Origin of the sequence: Bacillus mycoides, assembly GCF_018742245.1 — a bacterium.
Lineage (GTDB): Bacteria > Bacillota > Bacilli > Bacillales > Bacillaceae_G > Bacillus_A > Bacillus_A cereus_U.
Window position 1 is genome coordinate 3898243 of the sequence record NZ_CP036132.1, and the last position, 17261, is coordinate 3915503.

A 17261-nucleotide genomic window follows, 5' to 3' on the forward strand; every position below is an offset into this window, starting at 1 on the left:
CACATTTTTATGCGTGTAACGCTCTTCCATCTACAGCTAATGCAGCTTCACCAATCGCCTCAGATAATGATGGATGCGGATGAATTGTATGTGCTACTTCCCAAGGTGTTGCATCAAGTACTCTTGCAAGACCCGCTTCAGAAATCATATCTGTTACGTGTGGTCCGATCATATGAACACCAAGAATGTCATTTGTTTCTTCATCAACTACAAGTTTTACAAAACCGTCTGATTCTCCGTATACAAGTGCCTTTCCGATTGCACGGAATGAGAATTTACCTACTTTTAACTTATAGCCTTTTTCTTTCGCTTCTTGTTCTGTTAAACCAACAGAAGCAACTTCTGGACTGCTATATACGCATTTCGATACCATAGAATAATCAATTGGTGTAACTTCTTTACCAGCAATATGTTCTACAGCAACAATTCCTTCATGCGAAGCAACGTGAGCAAGTTGTAGGCCACCGATTACATCTCCAATTGCGTAAATATGAGATTCCTTCGTTTGATAAAACTCATTTGTTTGAATGTATCCTTTTTCCACAACAATATCTGTATTCTCTAAGCCCATATTTTGCGTATTCGCTTGTCTTCCTACAGATACAAGCATTTTTTCTGCTTTAAATGCTTTATTCTCACCGTTATGTTCAGCTTGAATTGTTACTCCATTATCTTTTACCAATGTTTCTGGTAATACTTTTGCACCAGTTACCACTTTAATACCTTTTTTCTTGAATAGACGCTGCATTTCTTTTGAAACGTCATTATCCTCTAGTGGTAATATGTTTTTCGCATACTCTAATACTGTAACTTCTACACCGAAGTCAGCAAGCATAGATGCCCACTCAATACCAATTACACCGCCACCAACAATAATGATCGAACTAGGAAGCGTTTCCATTTTTAGGGCATGATCCGAAGACATTACATACTCTCCGTCTAACTCTAATCCTGGCAATGAATTTGGACGAGAACCTGTTGCAACAAGTACATTTTTTGGAATTAACATTTCATTCTCTTCTCCACTTGCAAGTTCAACTGAAATTGTACCTGGCATTGGAGAGAAAATAGATGGGCCAAGAATACGGCCAATACCTTCAAACACATCAATTTTACCTTGTTTCATTAAATGCTGAACGCCTTTATGAAGCTGCGTTACAATCTTCTCTTTACGCTCTTGTACTTTAGCAAAGTTTAGTTCTACATTACTTGCAATAACTCCGAACTCTTCTCCTTTTTTAGCAGTTGCGTATACTTCCGCACTACGTAAAAGAGCTTTACTAGGAATACATCCTTTGTGTAAACAAGTACCACCAAGATTTTCTTTTTCAACAAGTGCAGTTTTTAACCCTAGTTGTGATGCACGAATAGCAGCAACATATCCACCAGTACCGCCGCCAACGATGACTAAATCATATTCTCTTGCCATTATCTCAACCCCTAGCTACTGTTTGTTTTTCTCGTACAACATATTCTTTTGGAGCTTCTTCTTCACGTAATACACGAAGTGCTCCTTCTGCTAACGCTTGTAATTCATCTTCTCCTGGATGTACGATAACATCTGCAATCCAGTGAACACGTTCTTTTATTTCATCGACAAGAATTTTACTGTACGCAAGTCCACCAGTTAATACGATTGCATCGATTTTCCCGTGAAGTACAGCACTAGCTCCGCCAATCTCTTTTGCAACTTGATATGCCATTGCTTTATAAATAAGAGTTGCTTCAGGATCACCTTTTTCAACCATTTGTTCTACTTTAATTGCATCGTTTGTACCGATAAGACTTACAAGTCCACCTTGTCCGACAAGTTTTTTGACCATTTCGTCTCGGTAATACTCACCAGAGAAACACATTTCAACTAATTGCCCTACTGGTACTGTACCAGCACGCTCTGGACTAAATGGTCCTTCTCCGTTTAAGCCATTATTAACATCGATAACTTTTCCTTTTTTATGAGCACCAACTGTAATACCGCCGCCCATATGTGTAACTAATAAATTTAAATCCTCATATTTGTGATTTAATTCATCTGCTACTTTACGAGCAACCGCTTTTTGGTTTAATGCATGGAAAATACTTTTACGTTCCATACCAGCAATACCGCTAATACGAGCAATCGGTTCCATTTCATCTACAACGACAGGATCCACAATGAATGCAGGAATATTTAATCCAGAAGCGATTTCATAAGCTAGAATGCCTCCGAGATTTGAAGCGTGATGACCGCTAAACCCATTTTTTAAATCTTCTAACATCGCATTGTTTACTGTATACGTACCGCCTTCGATTGGACGAAGTAATCCACCACGTCCACAAACAGCGTTTAATTTTGAAATGTTAATACCATGAGAATGTAGAACTTCTAAAATCGTTTCTTTTCGAAACTCATATTGGTCGATAATTCGCTTATATTTCCCAATCTGTTCTACGTCATGACGAATAGTTTCTTCTAGAACGGGTCTTTCATTATCAAAAACACCAATTTTTGTGGATGTACTACCTGGGTTAATAACAAGAATTCGATTTACAGACAATGTTGCTACCTCCACTAATAAATTCAAAAGGAAGTGGGAACCTCATAAGAGGTAACCACACCTTTTGTAAAAGTTATATATGAATGATTAGCGACGGCTAATAATATCGTGACCGTTGCGTAAGTATGTGCTACGAGTGTTTTTCAAGCTTGCAATGCGCTCTTCAGCTAGACGATCCGCTGCTACATAAGTTGCTATGCCATCGCGTTTTGAAATTTCGATTACTTTTGCAATTGTGTCATAAATTGACTCAACACGTTTTAGTGCACGTTCTCTATTGTATCCATATAATTCGTCTGCTACGTTAATTACGCCACCTGCATTAATTACATAGTCTGGTGCGTATACAATACCCATTTCATGAATGATGTCGCCGTGACGATCTTCTTTTAATTGGTTATTTGCAGAACCCGCAATTACTTTTGCTTTAAGTTGTGGAATAGTTTCATCATTAACTGTTGCGCCTAATGCACATGGTGCGTAAATATCACATTCAACACCGTAAATTTCATTTGGCTCAACTGCTGTTGCACCGAATTCTTCTACTGCACGTTGTACAGCTTCTTTATTAATATCTGTAACGATTAATTTCGCTCCTTCAGCGTGTAAATGTTTGCATAGGTGATATGCTACGTTACCAACGCCTTGAATAGAAATTACTTTTCCTTCTAGATTATCTGTACCAAATGCTTCTTTTGCAGCTGCTTTCATACCACGGTAAACACCGTATGCAGTTACTGGAGATGGGTTACCAGAAGAACCGAATGATGGTGAAATCCCTGTTACAAAATCAGTTTCTTCATGGATAATATCCATATCATCTACTGTTGTACCAACATCTTCAGCTGTAATGTAACGTCCGTTTAGTCCTTGAATGTAGCGTCCTAATGCACGGAACATCGCTTCGCTTTTATCTTTACGTGGATCACCGATAATTACTGTTTTTGCACCACCTAAGTTTAAACCAGCTGCTGCATTTTTGTATGTCATCCCTTTTGCAAGACGCAATGCATCTTCAATCGCCGCTTCTTCAGAATCATATGTCCACATTCTTGTTCCACCAAGAGCTGGTCCAAGTGTTGTATCATGGATTGCGATGATTGCTTTTAAACCAGATTCTTTATCTTGACAAAATACCACTTGCTCATAATCATATTTTTCTAAGTATTCGAAGATTTCTAATGTCATTGTCGTTTCCCCCTAATTGTTTTACCCTATTTGGTTTATTTTGAAGCAGTCGCAACTGCCAATGCTAATGAATATACTTTTGTTTCTGCTGAATCAGCACGTGATGTTAAAACAATCGGTGCTTTAGCGCCAGCAATCATCGCTCCTACCTTTGCATTTGCAAAATAGACGAGTGATTTATATAGCACATTTCCAGCTTCAATCGTTGGGACGAGTAAAATGTCTGCCTTACCTGCTACATCACTTACTATGCCTTTATGTTCTGCTGCAATTTGTGATACTGCATTATCTAAAGCAAGTGGTCCATCAACGACACAATTTTTAATTTGTCCGCGGCGATTCATTTGAGTTAACATCGCTGCATCAATTGTTGCTTGCATCGCAGGATTAACAACCTCTACCGCTGCAATTGGCGCTACCTTCGGCAAATCAATTCCTATTGCCTGGGCAACTTCTACAGTATTTTGTATAATAGCAGCTTTTTGTGTTACATCAGGTGCAATGTTCATCGCTGCGTCTGTAACAAAAATAAGACGATCGTAATTTGGAACTTCAAACGCTGCAACGTGTGAAAGTACGCTGCCCTTACGAAGCCCCCACTCTTTATTTAATACAGCCTTCAAAATATTTGCTGTTGGGATGTTCCCCTTCATTAGTACATCTGCTTCGCCATTGCTTACAGATTTAACAGAAAGTTCTGCAGCCTCAGCACTTGACGCTGCTGCAATCACTTCAATATGTTCTGAAGTTTGTAACCCATGCTCTTGTAGCATCCCTATTATTTTCTCTTGATTTCCATATAGACGAAATTGAGCTAACTGTAACTTGATTGCTTTCGCTACAGCTTCAATTACTTCATGATCTTCAGCTACTGCTACAGCCACAGTTTTTTTAGGTTGTCCTGCTGCTTGATCAATTAAGTGTTCTAACTTCATATTTTGTAATCAACCCTTTCCGTCGTCCCTCGTCTATTCATTAAGCAAATACCGTGCCAACTTTCAAAAGTGGTCTTACCAATAATGAAAACGCATTCAAAATGCAGCGAAATCAATACTTTGGGAAACAACGAAATATTCTGTCTCGTTTTGTCGCTTTTTGTATACCATGCAATAAATTGCACGGTACGCAATTTATTGCATGCTATTTTTTGCACAGTCGTACTTTTCTAGCTTGTAATATAAGTTTCGAACTGAAATTCCTAACGCTTTTGCAGTCTTCGTTTTGTTCCCCTCAAATTTCTCTAAATATTCACGGATAATATTCCCCTCAAATTCTGTCACTAGGTGTTCAAGGGCCTTCTCTTCTAATTCAGGTAATAAATTATTTTGTTTCGGCTCTACTTGTTCTTCTTTATGTAAAGGCGGTAAATGATGTACATCAATATATATCTCGTTATAATTCATAAAGATAATAGCTCGTCCTAAAATATTTTCAAGTTCCCTAACATTTCCTGGCCATTCATATGATTGTAAATACGAAACGGCTGAATCGGTGAGTCCTTCTACATTACGACCATAATCTTGATTAATTTTTTGAATTAACCTTTCTGCAATCGCTGGTATGTCTCCTTTACGCTGACGAAGGGAAGGAATTTGAATCGGAATTTTATTTAAACGATAATATAAGTCCTCTCTGAACTTCCCTTCTAAAATAGCTTTTTCTAAATTCACATGCGTCGCAGCGATCACTCGAACATTAATAGGTATCGCTTTTGTTCCCCCTACTTTCACAATTTCTTTTTCTTGTAGTACACGAAGGAGCTTCGCTTGCGTATTTGCAGATAACTCTCCGATTTCATCTAAAAAAACACTTCCATTATTCGCTTCTTCAAAGAATCCTCGTTTCCCGCCTCTTTTCGCTCCAGAAAACGCGCCTTCCTCATAACCGAATAATTCACTTTCTAATAAGGTCTCAGAAATAGCAGCACAGTTTACTCGTACAAACTTATTGTATTTTCGATTACTACCGTTATGAATAGCGTGTGCAAATAGCTCTTTCCCCGTACCAGATTCCCCTCTAAGCAATACTGTTGCTGGTGTATTCGCTCCAAGTTTTGCTTGCTCAATAGCTGCCGTCGTTTCATCTGAATCGCCAACAATATCATCAAATGAATATTTGGCTTCTAACGTTCGAATGATTTGTCTTGCCCTATTCAATTCATTTGTTAACTTTTGAATTTCTGATACATCGCGAATTACCCCGACGCTTCCTTTCAATATCCCATCAACAATAACCGGTGCTACATTTACAATTACATCCCGCTTCTTTTGCCCAATCTTCATATGTATTCCTCGTACCGCTCGGCGCGTCCGAAGTACTTTCATATGCATACTTTCACCTTCTACAATATCAGTTGTAGCCGGCTTCCCTATAATATCCTCTTCGGTTAAACCCGTTAACTTCGTATAAGCAGGGTTTATAACTAACCCTCTTCCTTTTTCATCAACAACCGAAATCGCTTCCTCAGATGAGTTAATAATCGCCTCAAGTAGCGTTTGAATTTCTTTTAAATCTGTAACTTCTTCCGCTAAATCTACAACTTCTGTAATGTCTTTAAAAATCGCAAATGCGCCTTGAACCTCTCCATCTTCTTTTAATATCGGGATACGCGTTGTAATGATCTTATTTTCATTCTCTAACGTCAGTTCATGATTCACTTCTATTTTTTTCGTGCGTATAATACGAAGCAACTTACTCGTTGGAATAACTTCTAAAATATATTTTCCTATCGCCTCTTCTTTCTTATATCCGATAATACGCTCTGCACTTTTATTAAACAGACGAACTTGTCCCTCTTGATCTATAACAATCATACCGTCATGCGTTGAATTTAAAATTAAATTCCCTTGTTGCGTCTTTTCTTCTAGCTTCCCAATTAAGCTTTCCTTCTCATGCGCTAGTCTCGTAACAATTTTTGCAATATCCCCTGGTATAAGAAGGGTGTCTTTATGCTTGCTGCCCAATAAAACTTTATGTAAATCATAATCACCTGTCATATCAAACATTACATCAATATGCATAGAAAGAAACGGAGTTACACTATCACCAATCGGAGTCCCATATTCCTTTGCGATTTGTAATCCTTTCGCAATTGGATTAATATCAATAACTCCTATAATTTGAAATATATTCGAATTTTGTAACAGACTCAGCAGTGTACTCCCACCTTCACCCGCTCCAACAATTAGCACCTTTTGTTTCATACATTACACTTCCTCTCGAAGTATCTCTGCAAAATTTTTCACATCCTTATCTTACTCGTTCAGCAATCTCTTGACAAACCCCCTTTTCATATAACATCATTAAAATAAACAAAATAATCTGAAAAGAGGCGTTATGTATGCAGCGTTACCTCGCTCTATCATTAGCACTCATCCCGATTTCATTAGCCGTGCTTGGTATTAAACTAATGCGAGATACTGTATTTGGGATTTTATTCTCCCCAATCCCTATATTATGGTTACAATTTTTAATCGGCGCTCTTTGCTTCGCACTCGGGTTTTATATTTTCGGCGGCTTCGTCTTACACAGAGATCGTAAGAGAAATAAAGTACAAGCCCGCTTCAGAAGATAGAACAGCGTTTTCACATACCGATAAAAAAATGAGACCATCATATTAGGTCTCATTTTTTATCGGTAATAAAGTTCGTGCTGTTTCAGGATAATCAGTAATAATCGCCGATATGTTCATATCAAAATATTTACGCATAAGCGTTTCTTCATTTATCGTGTAAGGACGAACCTCTACACCACTTTCCATCGTTAATTCAGCGATGGCATCTTGAAGATAACGATAATTCGGATGCACTGCAGTAGCACCCATCTTTTTTGCATATGCCCACGGGCTATGCAAACCTTCACGATACAAAATAGCTGTTTGAATATCAGGAGCCATCATATGGCACCGTTTCATACTATAGTGGTTAAACGAAGAAAATATAACCCGATCCTCCAGACTAAACTTACGTACAAGTGTTATAACCTCTTCTTCTAAACCTCTGTATGGAATTTTATCATTTTTAAGTTCAATATTAAGTAGCAATTGCGTTTTCCCAAGCCACTCCAGTACCTCTTCTAAAAGAGGAATTTTACAAAAACCTACTTTTTCACTAAATTTATAACTTGCATCTAACTTACATAAATCCTCGTATAAATAATTTCGAACAGCACCTTTTCCATTCGTCGTTCGATTCACAGTTTCATCATGAATAACGACAACTTTTCCATCTTTCGTTAATTGAACATCGAGTTCAATTCCGTCTGCCCCGAAAGCCTCTGCTGCTTCAAATGAAATCATTGTATTTTCCGGATACGTTCCCGCCGCACCACGATGCGCAAATATAAGAGTCATCCTCACTCCCCCAATCTTATGCTATACTATACGAAAAAGGAGGTACTTCTATGAGACCATTACAAATTTCTCCAGACACTGCAGTCCGCCTATCAAAAGCGTTAGGTGTTCCACTTGAACAACTTATGCATATGCCACAGCATATTTTAATCCAAAAGTTAGTTGAATTAGAAAAACAAAATAAAGACGAAGAATAATATAGTCCTGTTTTGCAGGGCTTTTTATTATCATCTATTATATCACGGATAACTTACCCACTAAAATTATGAATGCATGGAACAACAAAATAAAAAGCCTCTATAAAGAAGCTTTTTCTACAAATTGCAAATTTTAATTTCCTCCAACCTATTGAAGGTCTCCAGATTTGTGTAATTCACCTGTTACTCCATCTCCAAAATTATTTAAAGAAAAAGTTTGCTCTTCTAGCGGATCCATAACTCCTGTAGCTTTTCCGATATTACCACCTTGCAGTTTCCAAAAGTAGTTATGATCGTCCACAACTTTACTAAAGTCTTTGTTTATCCATCTTTCAGCAATCGCTAAAAGTTCTTCTTTCGTTTCAAAATTACTCTCATTTAAGATACTTCTTACTTTTTCAGCATTCTCTTTAGACATCGGGATTGCTCCCCATTTTTGCTCAGCTATTACTTTTTGGTGAGTCATACTATGCATCGCTTTAACTAAGTCTTCTTCAGTAGAATCTTTTGTAATTTGAAGTTTCGCACTTGCGCCACCAATCTCACCAAACTGCGCTTCTTTTTCTTTTGGAACTGTTTTATATTCGCTTGTATCTATTTCAGCACTAGCTTGTTTGTCCGCCGGATTATCTGCAAGTTCTAACATTCCATAAGTTATACCAGCAGTAAGCCCAACTAAGCCTATTGCACATCCAATCCAAATTAAAATTTTCTTTTTCATATAAACCTCCCAATATTCCCTAGTAAATTCCCTAACAAATATCATATCAAGAAATATCCCTTTATAGATAATTTTACTAAATATATGTTTTATTTTCCATATAAATAAATGAATCACCTTTAAATGTGTCATAATCATATTTCTTATGAAATACTACTTCAATATTATCCTTATAACAAAATAAAAGATCAACGAGTGTTTTAAACTCATTGATCTTTTATAAAAAAATTTATTTTGAATATACTAATCTCAGCTAGCCTTATGTTCAAGTCTTAGCTTATCCGCAACCATTGCGATGAACTCGGAATTCGTAGGTTTTGCTTTTGACATCGATACAGTATAACCAAATAAGGACGAAATAGAATCAATATTCCCACGGCTCCAAGCTACTTCAATTGCGTGACGGATTGCGCGCTCGACACGACTTGCTGTTGTATTATATTTCTTTGCGATATCTGGATATAATACTTTCGTAATAGATCCTAGTAATTCGATATCATTGTACACCATAGAGATTGCTTCTCGTAAGTACATATATCCTTTAATATGAGCGGGTACACCAATTTCATGAATGATACTTGTAATACTCGCATCTAAGTTTTTCGGTTTGCCATCAATCGTTGTTGCTGATCGGAAAGATGGTAATGGACGTTTAATGGTAGCATTTTCCTTACCACTAACTTGACGAATATGACTTGTTAAATTCTCCATATCAAATGGTTTTAATATGAAATATGATGCCCCTAAATCAACCGCTTTTTTCGTCACATCTTCTTGTCCGAATGCTGTCAACATAATAACGTTAGGTTGTCTTAACCTTTCAATATGTCGCATTTTCTCTAGCACAGCTAGACCATCTAAATGTGGCATAATAATGTCTAAAACGAGTATATCAGGCTGCTTTTCTTTCAATAAGTTTAAACATTCTTGACCATTGTAAGCAATCCCAATAACTTCCATATCATCCTGAGCAGCAACATAGCTCTCTAGCATCGATACCAATTCTTTATTATCATCCACAAGACATACTTTAATTTTCTCCACAGTTTTTCCTCCCTTACCGAATCGATTCTTCCGACATGTGTAAGCTTCTAGGCTACATGAATTGTTCGACAATTGTGTGAAAATTCCCTTTAAAGTTTCTTACTTTCCGATAAAATCACAAAAAAATATGTTTATCGTTCATTTTTTTCCTTTCGCAACACATTCCATCATAGAATTACAGCGAAACGTTCAACCCTTTGCTTATATTTTACAACAAAAAACAGCTCTTGCGGAGCTTTTACAAAATTTCAACGAATTTTTCAAAAGAAAAGCGAGCTAATATGTATTAGCTCGCTTTTTTCTCTTGATCATAAATATTAATTCCAGCCTCATGTAACATCCATTCAATATGAACACCGTATCCTGACGTTGGATCATTTACAAATACATGTGTAACCGCACCAATTACTTTCCCATTTTGTACAATCGGACTTCCACTCATTCCTTGTACAATGCCACCCGTTTTTGCTAGTAAACGTTTATCTGTCACTTTTATAACCATACCTTTTGTAGCCGGGAACTTTTGTGGTACTGTACTAACAACTTCAATATCAAACGCTTCCACCTTATCTTGATCAATAACTGTTAATATTTTCGCTGGTCCTTCTTTTACTTGATTGGATAATGCGATAGGCATTGCTTTATCCATTATGCCGTTTGTCATATTTGTATTTAATTTCCCAAAAATACCATACGGGCTATTTATTGTAATATTACCAATCACTTCACGATCCGGTGAAAATCTTGCTAATTTTTCTCCCGGGTTCCCGTGACTTCCTCTTTCAATAGACGTTACTGTCGAACGCATAATTTGTCCATCTTCTACTTGAATTGGCTTTTTTGTATCATTATCGGAAATTACATGACCAAGCGCTCCGTATTTCATAGAATCCGGATGTACAAACGTCATTGTTCCGATACCAGCTGCTGAATCACGAATATACAATCCAATTCGGTAAGAAGATTCACCGTTGTCTTTTTGTGGTGTTAGCTTAGCACGAATATATTTTCCATCTCTTAATAAAACAAGATTAAGCGGTTCACCTGTTTCTCCACTATTATGAATAAATGGTGCTACATCACTCATTCTTTCAATTATTTTACCATTGATTTCAGTAATCATATCTCCAATCTGTACACCAGCTGTTTCACCAGGAGATACTTTACCCTTTTCAGTTTGAATTAAATGATGGCCTACAACAAGTACACCTTTTGTGTTCAATTTTACACCAATCGATTGTCCACCTGGAATAACTTTAAAATTTTTTAATACTTTCACATTTACTTTTTTCACTGGAAAACCAGCAATTTGAAACACCATATCAGCTTCACCATTTTGGTGAGAATTTACCATAAGTTCTTGTTCATTTGAACTTACAGTAAATACATTACGATTTGTAGATGAAGCCTTAAAAACTGGTAATGATGCTATTTCTGATTGTTGTCCTTCAAAAACAACAAGTTGCTTCGGCGATGAAATAAACGTTCGAAGCGGTTTAAAACATCCAATAAAAACTAGAGAAACAAGGAGACAAAGACCTATTATTTTTCGAAATCTTTCTAATTTCAATTTGTTCACTCTCCTCGCTCCTACCCACATTCAGCCTCTTGGCTTCACTTTTTAATCTCTCCTTGCAGTGCTTTATTTATAACCGGAAGAATTAAGAAATCGTCATTTGAGAAAAAAAAGCTATCCATTACTGGATAGCCTCTGCTGTCTGTTTGAAATGATGCGCTTGCGTAAGTAACTCTTTCGCATGCTCTGTCGTTAAATCTGTAATTTCAACACCAGAAATCATTCGAGCAATTTCTGTTACTTTTTCATCCGTACTTAACACAGTAACCGATGTAATCGTCCGATCATTCGCCACTTGTTTTCTAATAAATAAATGCGAGTCCGCCATTGAAGCTACTTGAGGTAAGTGCGTAATACAAAGTACTTGCGAGTTTACTGATACACGATAAATTTTTTCCGCAATAGCCTGCGCAACCCGACCACTCACACCCGTATCCACTTCATCAAAAATAACAGATGCAACACCTTGATGCTTAGAAAAAATGCTTTTTAAAGCTAAAATAATACGAGATAACTCTCCGCCAGAAGCAACCTTTGAAAGTGGCTTTAACGGTTCACCCGGATTCGTTGAAATATAAAATTCCACATGATCGTAGCCATCGGCCGTAAGTTTTACCGGTGTTCCTTCCACGAGAGGTTCTTCTACATTTCCTACCCTCTTCATAATTCTTACTTCAAATTTCGTTTTTTCCATATATAGTTCTTTTAATTCTTGATGAATAGCGCTTGTAAGATGATCTGCAAGCTCATGACGCATAGTACTTAACAACGTTGCTTCTTTTACAATAACGCCTTCTAATTTCGTTAACTGCTTTCTCGTCGTTTCAATATGTACGTCTTTATTTTCAATCGTAAAAATTTCTTGTTCAATTTTATCAGCATACGCTAAAATCTCTTCTACAGTATTTCCATACTTTCTCTTTAACATACGGATTTCATTCAAACGTGTTTCAATTTCATCTAGACGTTTCGGATCATATTCCATCATATCTAACTTTTCTCTAAGCTGATATGCAACTTCTTCTAATAAGTAATAACTATTTGCAATGGAATCATGATTTTCTTGATACGCTTCATCTAAGTGCGTAATACTCTCCATTTGTCCCATTGCATTTCTTACATGATCTAATCCCTGTCCGTCTCCACTTAACGAACGATATGCATCTCCTAATGCTTTATAAATCTTTTCAAAATTGGAGATTTTTAATCGTTCCTCAGTCAATTCATATTCTTCATCCATTTTTAAATCCGCATTGCGAATTTCTTCATGTTGGAATTGAATTAAATCTAGACGATGGGCCATTTGTTGTTCATTTTCACTTAAAGATTTCAGCTGTTTTTTTAACTTCTCATAGTCTGTATATACATTTTGATATATGTCCAATTGTTTAACAATGCGATTTCCATCAAAATGATCAAGCATAAACATATGACGCTCTTCATTCATTAAATCTTGTGTTTCATGCTGTCCATGAATATCAACTAGCGTTTTTCCAATCTCTTTTAATATGCTGAGTGTAACAAGTTTCCCATTTACACGACAGACACTTTTTCCGTTCGCAGCGATGTCACGCTTCAAAATAATCATGCCATCTTCTATTTCTATATCTAACTCTTCTGCTTTTGCGATACATGGATGCTTGTCATCTTCTACATAGAATAATCCTTCTATCTCAGCCTTTTCTGTTCCATATCGAACAAATTCTGCTGAACCACGGCCACCAACAAGCAAACTAATTGCATCAATAATAATGGATTTTCCAGCTCCTGTTTCACCACTTAAAACGGTTAAACCTTTTTGAAAAGAAATATTTAATGCCTCAATAATAGCAAAGTTTCTGATCGATAATTCCGATAACAATGCCCCATTCACCTCGTTATAAACTAATCCCCAATTAAGGGCTTTTCTCAGTATTCTTCATTCAAATAGTTATACTATATGTTTGTATGTATAAATTACTCTTCTAACCCGCTCCATTGTACCAAACATTCGTTTTACGGGTCAATCCACCTATTTTCTAACTTCATTCAAAAAAAATAATGTATTGTATTTGAAAATCCGTATTTTACGCCAATAAAAATATCTTGTTTACTTTCCACTTTACAGAGGAAAGTAAACAAGATTTTTCTGTTACAGCATATTTAAGAAACGATCAGAGACAACACCTGTATCTTCAGGTGTACGGCAAATAATTAAGCAAGTATCATCACCACAAATGGTTCCGACTATCTCATCCCACTCTAAATGATCAATAAGTGCCCCAAGTGAATGAGCGTTACCAGGCAATGTTTTTAACACAAGCATATGTCCTGCCGTGTCTAATTTTACAAATGAATCCACTAGATTTCGTTTTAATTTTTGCAACGGATTAAATCGTTGATCTGCTGGCAAGCTATATTTATAGCGACCATCATGTAATGGCACCTTCACTAAGTGCAGTTCTTTAATATCGCGCGATACTGTTGCTTGCGTTACATTAAACCCCACATTACGTAAAATATCAACTAGTTCATCTTGTGTTTCAATTTCTTTGTTCGCAATAATTTCCCTGATTTTAATATGGCGCTGACCTTTATTCATACATTTGCACCTCACACTATCTCTTACCATAGTTTAAACATTGGTATACTTCATTTATTTATGTTAACGTATAATCCGTTACTTGTACACAATTGTTTTTACAATAATTATACGATTACAACAAAAAGAGGAACAACATATGTTATTCCCCTTTCCCTTTTTGTTTTAGAACATTATGCGCTTCTGTAACAACTTGTTCAATAGAAACCGGAGAATGATTTTCGCCATTCTCACGCTCACCGTGCCACTTTAGATGAATTAAAAATTCAATATTTCCATCCCCACCTGTAATTGGTGAGAATGTTAAACCTTCGACATTATAGCCTTCCTTAAGAGCAAAATCGACAATCATTTCCACGACAGCTTCATGTACTTTTCTATCACGAACAATGCCTTTTTTCCCGACTTGTTCTCGTCCAGCTTCAAACTGAGGTTTAATCAATGCAGCTACATCACCATTTGGCGTAAGCATTGTTTTTAAAACCGGCAATATAAGCCTTAATGATATAAATGACACGTCAATACTTGCAAACTGCGGTAAACCACGTTCTAAATCTGCCGGTGTCACGTAACGGAAGTTCGTTCGTTCCATCACAACAACACGCTCATCTTGACGCAATTTCCACGCAAGTTGATTATATCCTACATCTAATGCATAAGATAACTTCGCCCCATTTTGAAGCGCACAGTCTGTAAAACCACCAGTTGATGAACCAATATCTATCATAACTTTATCTTGTAAATCAAGTTGAAATGCTTCTAATGCCTTTTCAAGCTTATAACCACCACGGCTTACATACGGCATAACTTGCCCTTTCACCGTAATCTCCGTATCTTGCGAGATTTTCTCCCCTGGCTTATCGAGTCTCATTTCATTCGCGTATACAAGACCTGCCATAACAGCACGTTTAGCCTTCTCACGCGTTTCTATAAGTCCTCGCTCTACTAATAGTACATCTACTCTTTCTTTTTTTACGCTCATTTGTTACGCCCTTTTTTGTTTTGATGGAATCATTGTATGAATACGGTCTACAACAGCATCTGTCGTTAAACCAATTTCTTCTAACAGTTTTGTTACACTACCATGCTCTATGAAGCGATCAGGAATACCCATTCGTTCAATTAAAGCACTATGGTATCCGTTCTCAGAAGCAAATTCAACTACTCCCGTTCCAAAGCCACCGATTAAACAAGCCTCTTCAATCGTTAAAATCGGTATATTTTTCCCTAAAAGCTCATGTAAATATGCCTCATCCATCGGCTTAATAAAGCGAGCATTCACTACTTTCACTGATATTCCAGCTTTTTCAAGACGCTCTGCTGCTTCCATTGCCATCGGGATTGTCGTACCAAACGTTAAAATTGCTGCTTGTGTGCCTTCTTTTAACGTTTCCCATGTACCGATTGGAATCGCCTTTAATTCTTCATCCATTTGAACGCCAAGTCCATTGCCGCGTGCATAACGTAAAGCAATCGGTCCATCTTCGTATTGCATCGCTGTATATACTAAATGTTGTCCTTCATTTTCATCTTTCGGCATCATAAGTACCATATTCGGCAAATGACGTAAAAACGAGATGTCAAATACACCTTGATGCGTTTCACCGTCTGCTCCAACTAATCCAGAACGATCTATTCCAATGAAAACATTTAAATTTTGGCGACAAATATCATGAACAACTTGGTCATATGCTCTTTGTAAAAACGTTGAATAAATTGCTAAGAACGGCTTCATTCCTTGCGTTGCCATACCAGCCGCCATTGTTGTAGCATGCTGCTCTGCAATACCTACATCAATCATGCGATTTGGAAATTCTTTTTGGAATTTCTCAAGTTTCGATCCAACAGGCATTGCAGGCGTAATTGCAACGATACGTTCATCCGTTCTCGCTAGCTTAAGCACTGTTTCACTAACAACAGCACTCCATGCTGGTGCAACTTCCTTCGGTTTAACGAAGTCACCTGACTCAATTTTATACGGTCCTGTTCCATGCCAAGTTCCAATAACGTCACTCTCAGCTGGTTTATAACCTTTTCCTTTTTTCGTAATAACATGAACAAGTACTGGGCCTTTTGTTTTCTTTGCATATTGCAACGTTTCGAATAACTTTTCATAATCATGCCCATCGACCGGACCTAAATATGTAAAGCCTAATTCTTCAAAAAAGACGCCTGATACTAGTAAATATTTTAGACTATCTTTTATTTTCTCTGCTGTCGCAGCAACTTTCCCGCCAACTGCTGGGATTTTCTTCAATATATACTCTAATTCATCTTTTACCCAATGGTACTTCCCTGCGGTACGTAAACGACCAAGTACATTATGAAGCGCACCGACGTTTGGTGCAATTGACATTTCATTGTCATTCAAAATAACAATCATGTCCGTTTTTTCATGACCAATATGGTTTAATGCCTCTAAAGCCATTCCACCTGTTAATGCACCATCGCCAATGATTGGTATAACGTATTCTTCCGTTTTCTTCAAATCACGCGCTAGAGCCATTCCCATTGCAGCAGATAGTGACGTCGAACTATGACCAGTTTCCCAAACATCATGCTCACTCTCGCAGCGTTTTGGGAAACCACATAGACCTTGGTATTGCCTTAATGTGCCGAATTCTTTCGCACGCCCTGTTAAAATTTTATGTACATAGGATTGATGTCCTACATCCCATAAAAACTTATCTTTCGGACTATCAAATAATTTATGCAGAGCAATTGTGAGTTCTACTACACCTAAATTAGGTGCAATATGTCCACCTGTTTGAGAGAGCTCTTCAATTAAAAACTTACGAATATCCTCACTCAATCCCTCTAGTTCACTAATAGACATATCTTTCAAAAAACTAGGGTTTTGAATTTGCGTTAGATCCACACGGATCACTCACTTTCATTTCATAATCTGTCAACATGTCAAATATTATAAGAAACATTTACACAACACAAGAAATTCTCTTTCTATTCTTCTTATCTTGTCCTGCTTTCAAAAAACACTTCCATTTTTTTCACTTATCATATTATACATCATATTTCTTTACGCGATGAAAAAAATAGCCGCTAACA

15 protein-coding genes are annotated in these 17261 nt (G+C 37.0%); 2 read left to right on the forward strand and 13 right to left on the reverse strand.

Features of this window, described 5'->3' with window-relative positions:
- Window positions 1-7 precede the first annotated feature (7 nt).
- From lpdA to EXW56_RS19915, 5 genes are all read right to left on the reverse strand, one after another.
- Window positions 8-1429 (reverse strand): dihydrolipoyl dehydrogenase, encoded by a 1422-nt coding sequence (lpdA, locus tag EXW56_RS19895; protein WP_002033960.1) that lies wholly within the window; start codon window positions 1427-1429, stop codon window positions 8-10.
- Between the two features lie 4 nt (window positions 1430-1433).
- On the reverse strand, window positions 1434-2537 hold the full coding sequence (gene buk / locus EXW56_RS19900; RefSeq protein WP_002111730.1) for a butyrate kinase: 1104 nt from the start codon (window positions 2535-2537) through the stop codon (window positions 1434-1436).
- An 87-nt stretch (window positions 2538-2624) separates the two neighbouring features.
- Window positions 2625-3725, reverse strand: coding sequence for a leucine dehydrogenase (locus EXW56_RS19905; RefSeq protein WP_002111731.1), 1101 nt, complete (start codon window positions 3723-3725; stop codon window positions 2625-2627).
- 35 nt (window positions 3726-3760) lie between these two features.
- Window positions 3761-4660, reverse strand: coding sequence for a phosphate butyryltransferase (gene yqiS / locus EXW56_RS19910; RefSeq protein WP_002033959.1), 900 nt, complete (start codon window positions 4658-4660; stop codon window positions 3761-3763).
- Window positions 4661-4855: 195 nt separating this feature from the next.
- A complete protein-coding gene (locus EXW56_RS19915) occupies window positions 4856-6928 on the reverse strand; it encodes a sigma-54 interaction domain-containing protein (protein WP_215596883.1) in 2073 nt (690 codons plus the stop codon).
- Window positions 6929-7065: 137 nt separating this feature from the next.
- On the opposite strand from EXW56_RS19915, the gene EXW56_RS19920 reads away from it, so the two are divergent.
- On the forward strand, window positions 7066-7299 hold the full coding sequence (locus EXW56_RS19920) for a DUF2627 domain-containing protein (protein WP_002111735.1): 234 nt from the start codon (window positions 7066-7068) through the stop codon (window positions 7297-7299).
- A gap of 42 nt (window positions 7300-7341) precedes the next feature.
- On the opposite strand, the gene EXW56_RS19925 is transcribed toward EXW56_RS19920, so the two are convergent.
- Entirely contained in the window at window positions 7342-8076 is a 735-nt protein-coding gene (locus EXW56_RS19925; protein ID WP_002111737.1) for a glycerophosphodiester phosphodiesterase, read from the reverse strand.
- A 50-nt stretch (window positions 8077-8126) separates the two neighbouring features.
- Between EXW56_RS19925 and EXW56_RS19930 the strand changes: the two genes are divergently transcribed.
- The gene (locus EXW56_RS19930; RefSeq protein WP_001247671.1) at window positions 8127-8273 is read left to right on the forward strand and encodes a YycC family protein; all 147 of its coding nucleotides are present in this window, start codon (window positions 8127-8129) and stop codon (window positions 8271-8273) included.
- Window positions 8274-8421: 148 nt separating this feature from the next.
- Here the strand turns inward: EXW56_RS19930 and EXW56_RS19935 are convergent, their stop codons facing one another.
- The 7 genes from EXW56_RS19935 to dxs form a co-directional block, all read right to left on the reverse strand.
- Window positions 8422-8994, reverse strand: a complete 573-nt coding sequence (locus tag EXW56_RS19935; protein ID WP_016106126.1) for a PRK06770 family protein — start codon at window positions 8992-8994, stop codon at window positions 8422-8424.
- Window positions 8995-9243: 249 nt separating this feature from the next.
- A complete protein-coding gene (gene spo0A / locus EXW56_RS19940) occupies window positions 9244-10038 on the reverse strand; it encodes a sporulation transcription factor Spo0A (protein ID WP_002111741.1) in 795 nt (264 codons plus the stop codon).
- 286 nt (window positions 10039-10324) lie between these two features.
- Window positions 10325-11617 (reverse strand): SpoIVB peptidase, encoded by a 1293-nt coding sequence (spoIVB, locus tag EXW56_RS19945; protein WP_033716821.1) that lies wholly within the window; start codon window positions 11615-11617, stop codon window positions 10325-10327.
- A gap of 118 nt (window positions 11618-11735) precedes the next feature.
- A complete protein-coding gene (gene recN, locus EXW56_RS19950; protein WP_002145805.1) occupies window positions 11736-13475 on the reverse strand; it encodes a DNA repair protein RecN in 1740 nt (579 codons plus the stop codon).
- Between the two features lie 270 nt (window positions 13476-13745).
- The gene (gene argR / locus EXW56_RS19955; protein WP_002015076.1) at window positions 13746-14195 is read right to left on the reverse strand and encodes an arginine repressor ArgR; all 450 of its coding nucleotides are present in this window, start codon (window positions 14193-14195) and stop codon (window positions 13746-13748) included.
- A 142-nt stretch (window positions 14196-14337) separates the two neighbouring features.
- Window positions 14338-15177, reverse strand: a complete 840-nt coding sequence (locus tag EXW56_RS19960; RefSeq protein ID WP_002067084.1) for a TlyA family RNA methyltransferase — start codon at window positions 15175-15177, stop codon at window positions 14338-14340.
- A gap of 3 nt (window positions 15178-15180) precedes the next feature.
- Window positions 15181-17073 carry a 1-deoxy-D-xylulose-5-phosphate synthase gene (dxs, locus tag EXW56_RS19965; protein WP_002111749.1) on the reverse strand — a complete coding sequence of 631 codons (1893 nt, stop codon included), beginning with the start codon at window positions 17071-17073 and terminating at the stop codon, window positions 15181-15183.
- Window positions 17074-17261: the final 188 nt, after the last annotated feature.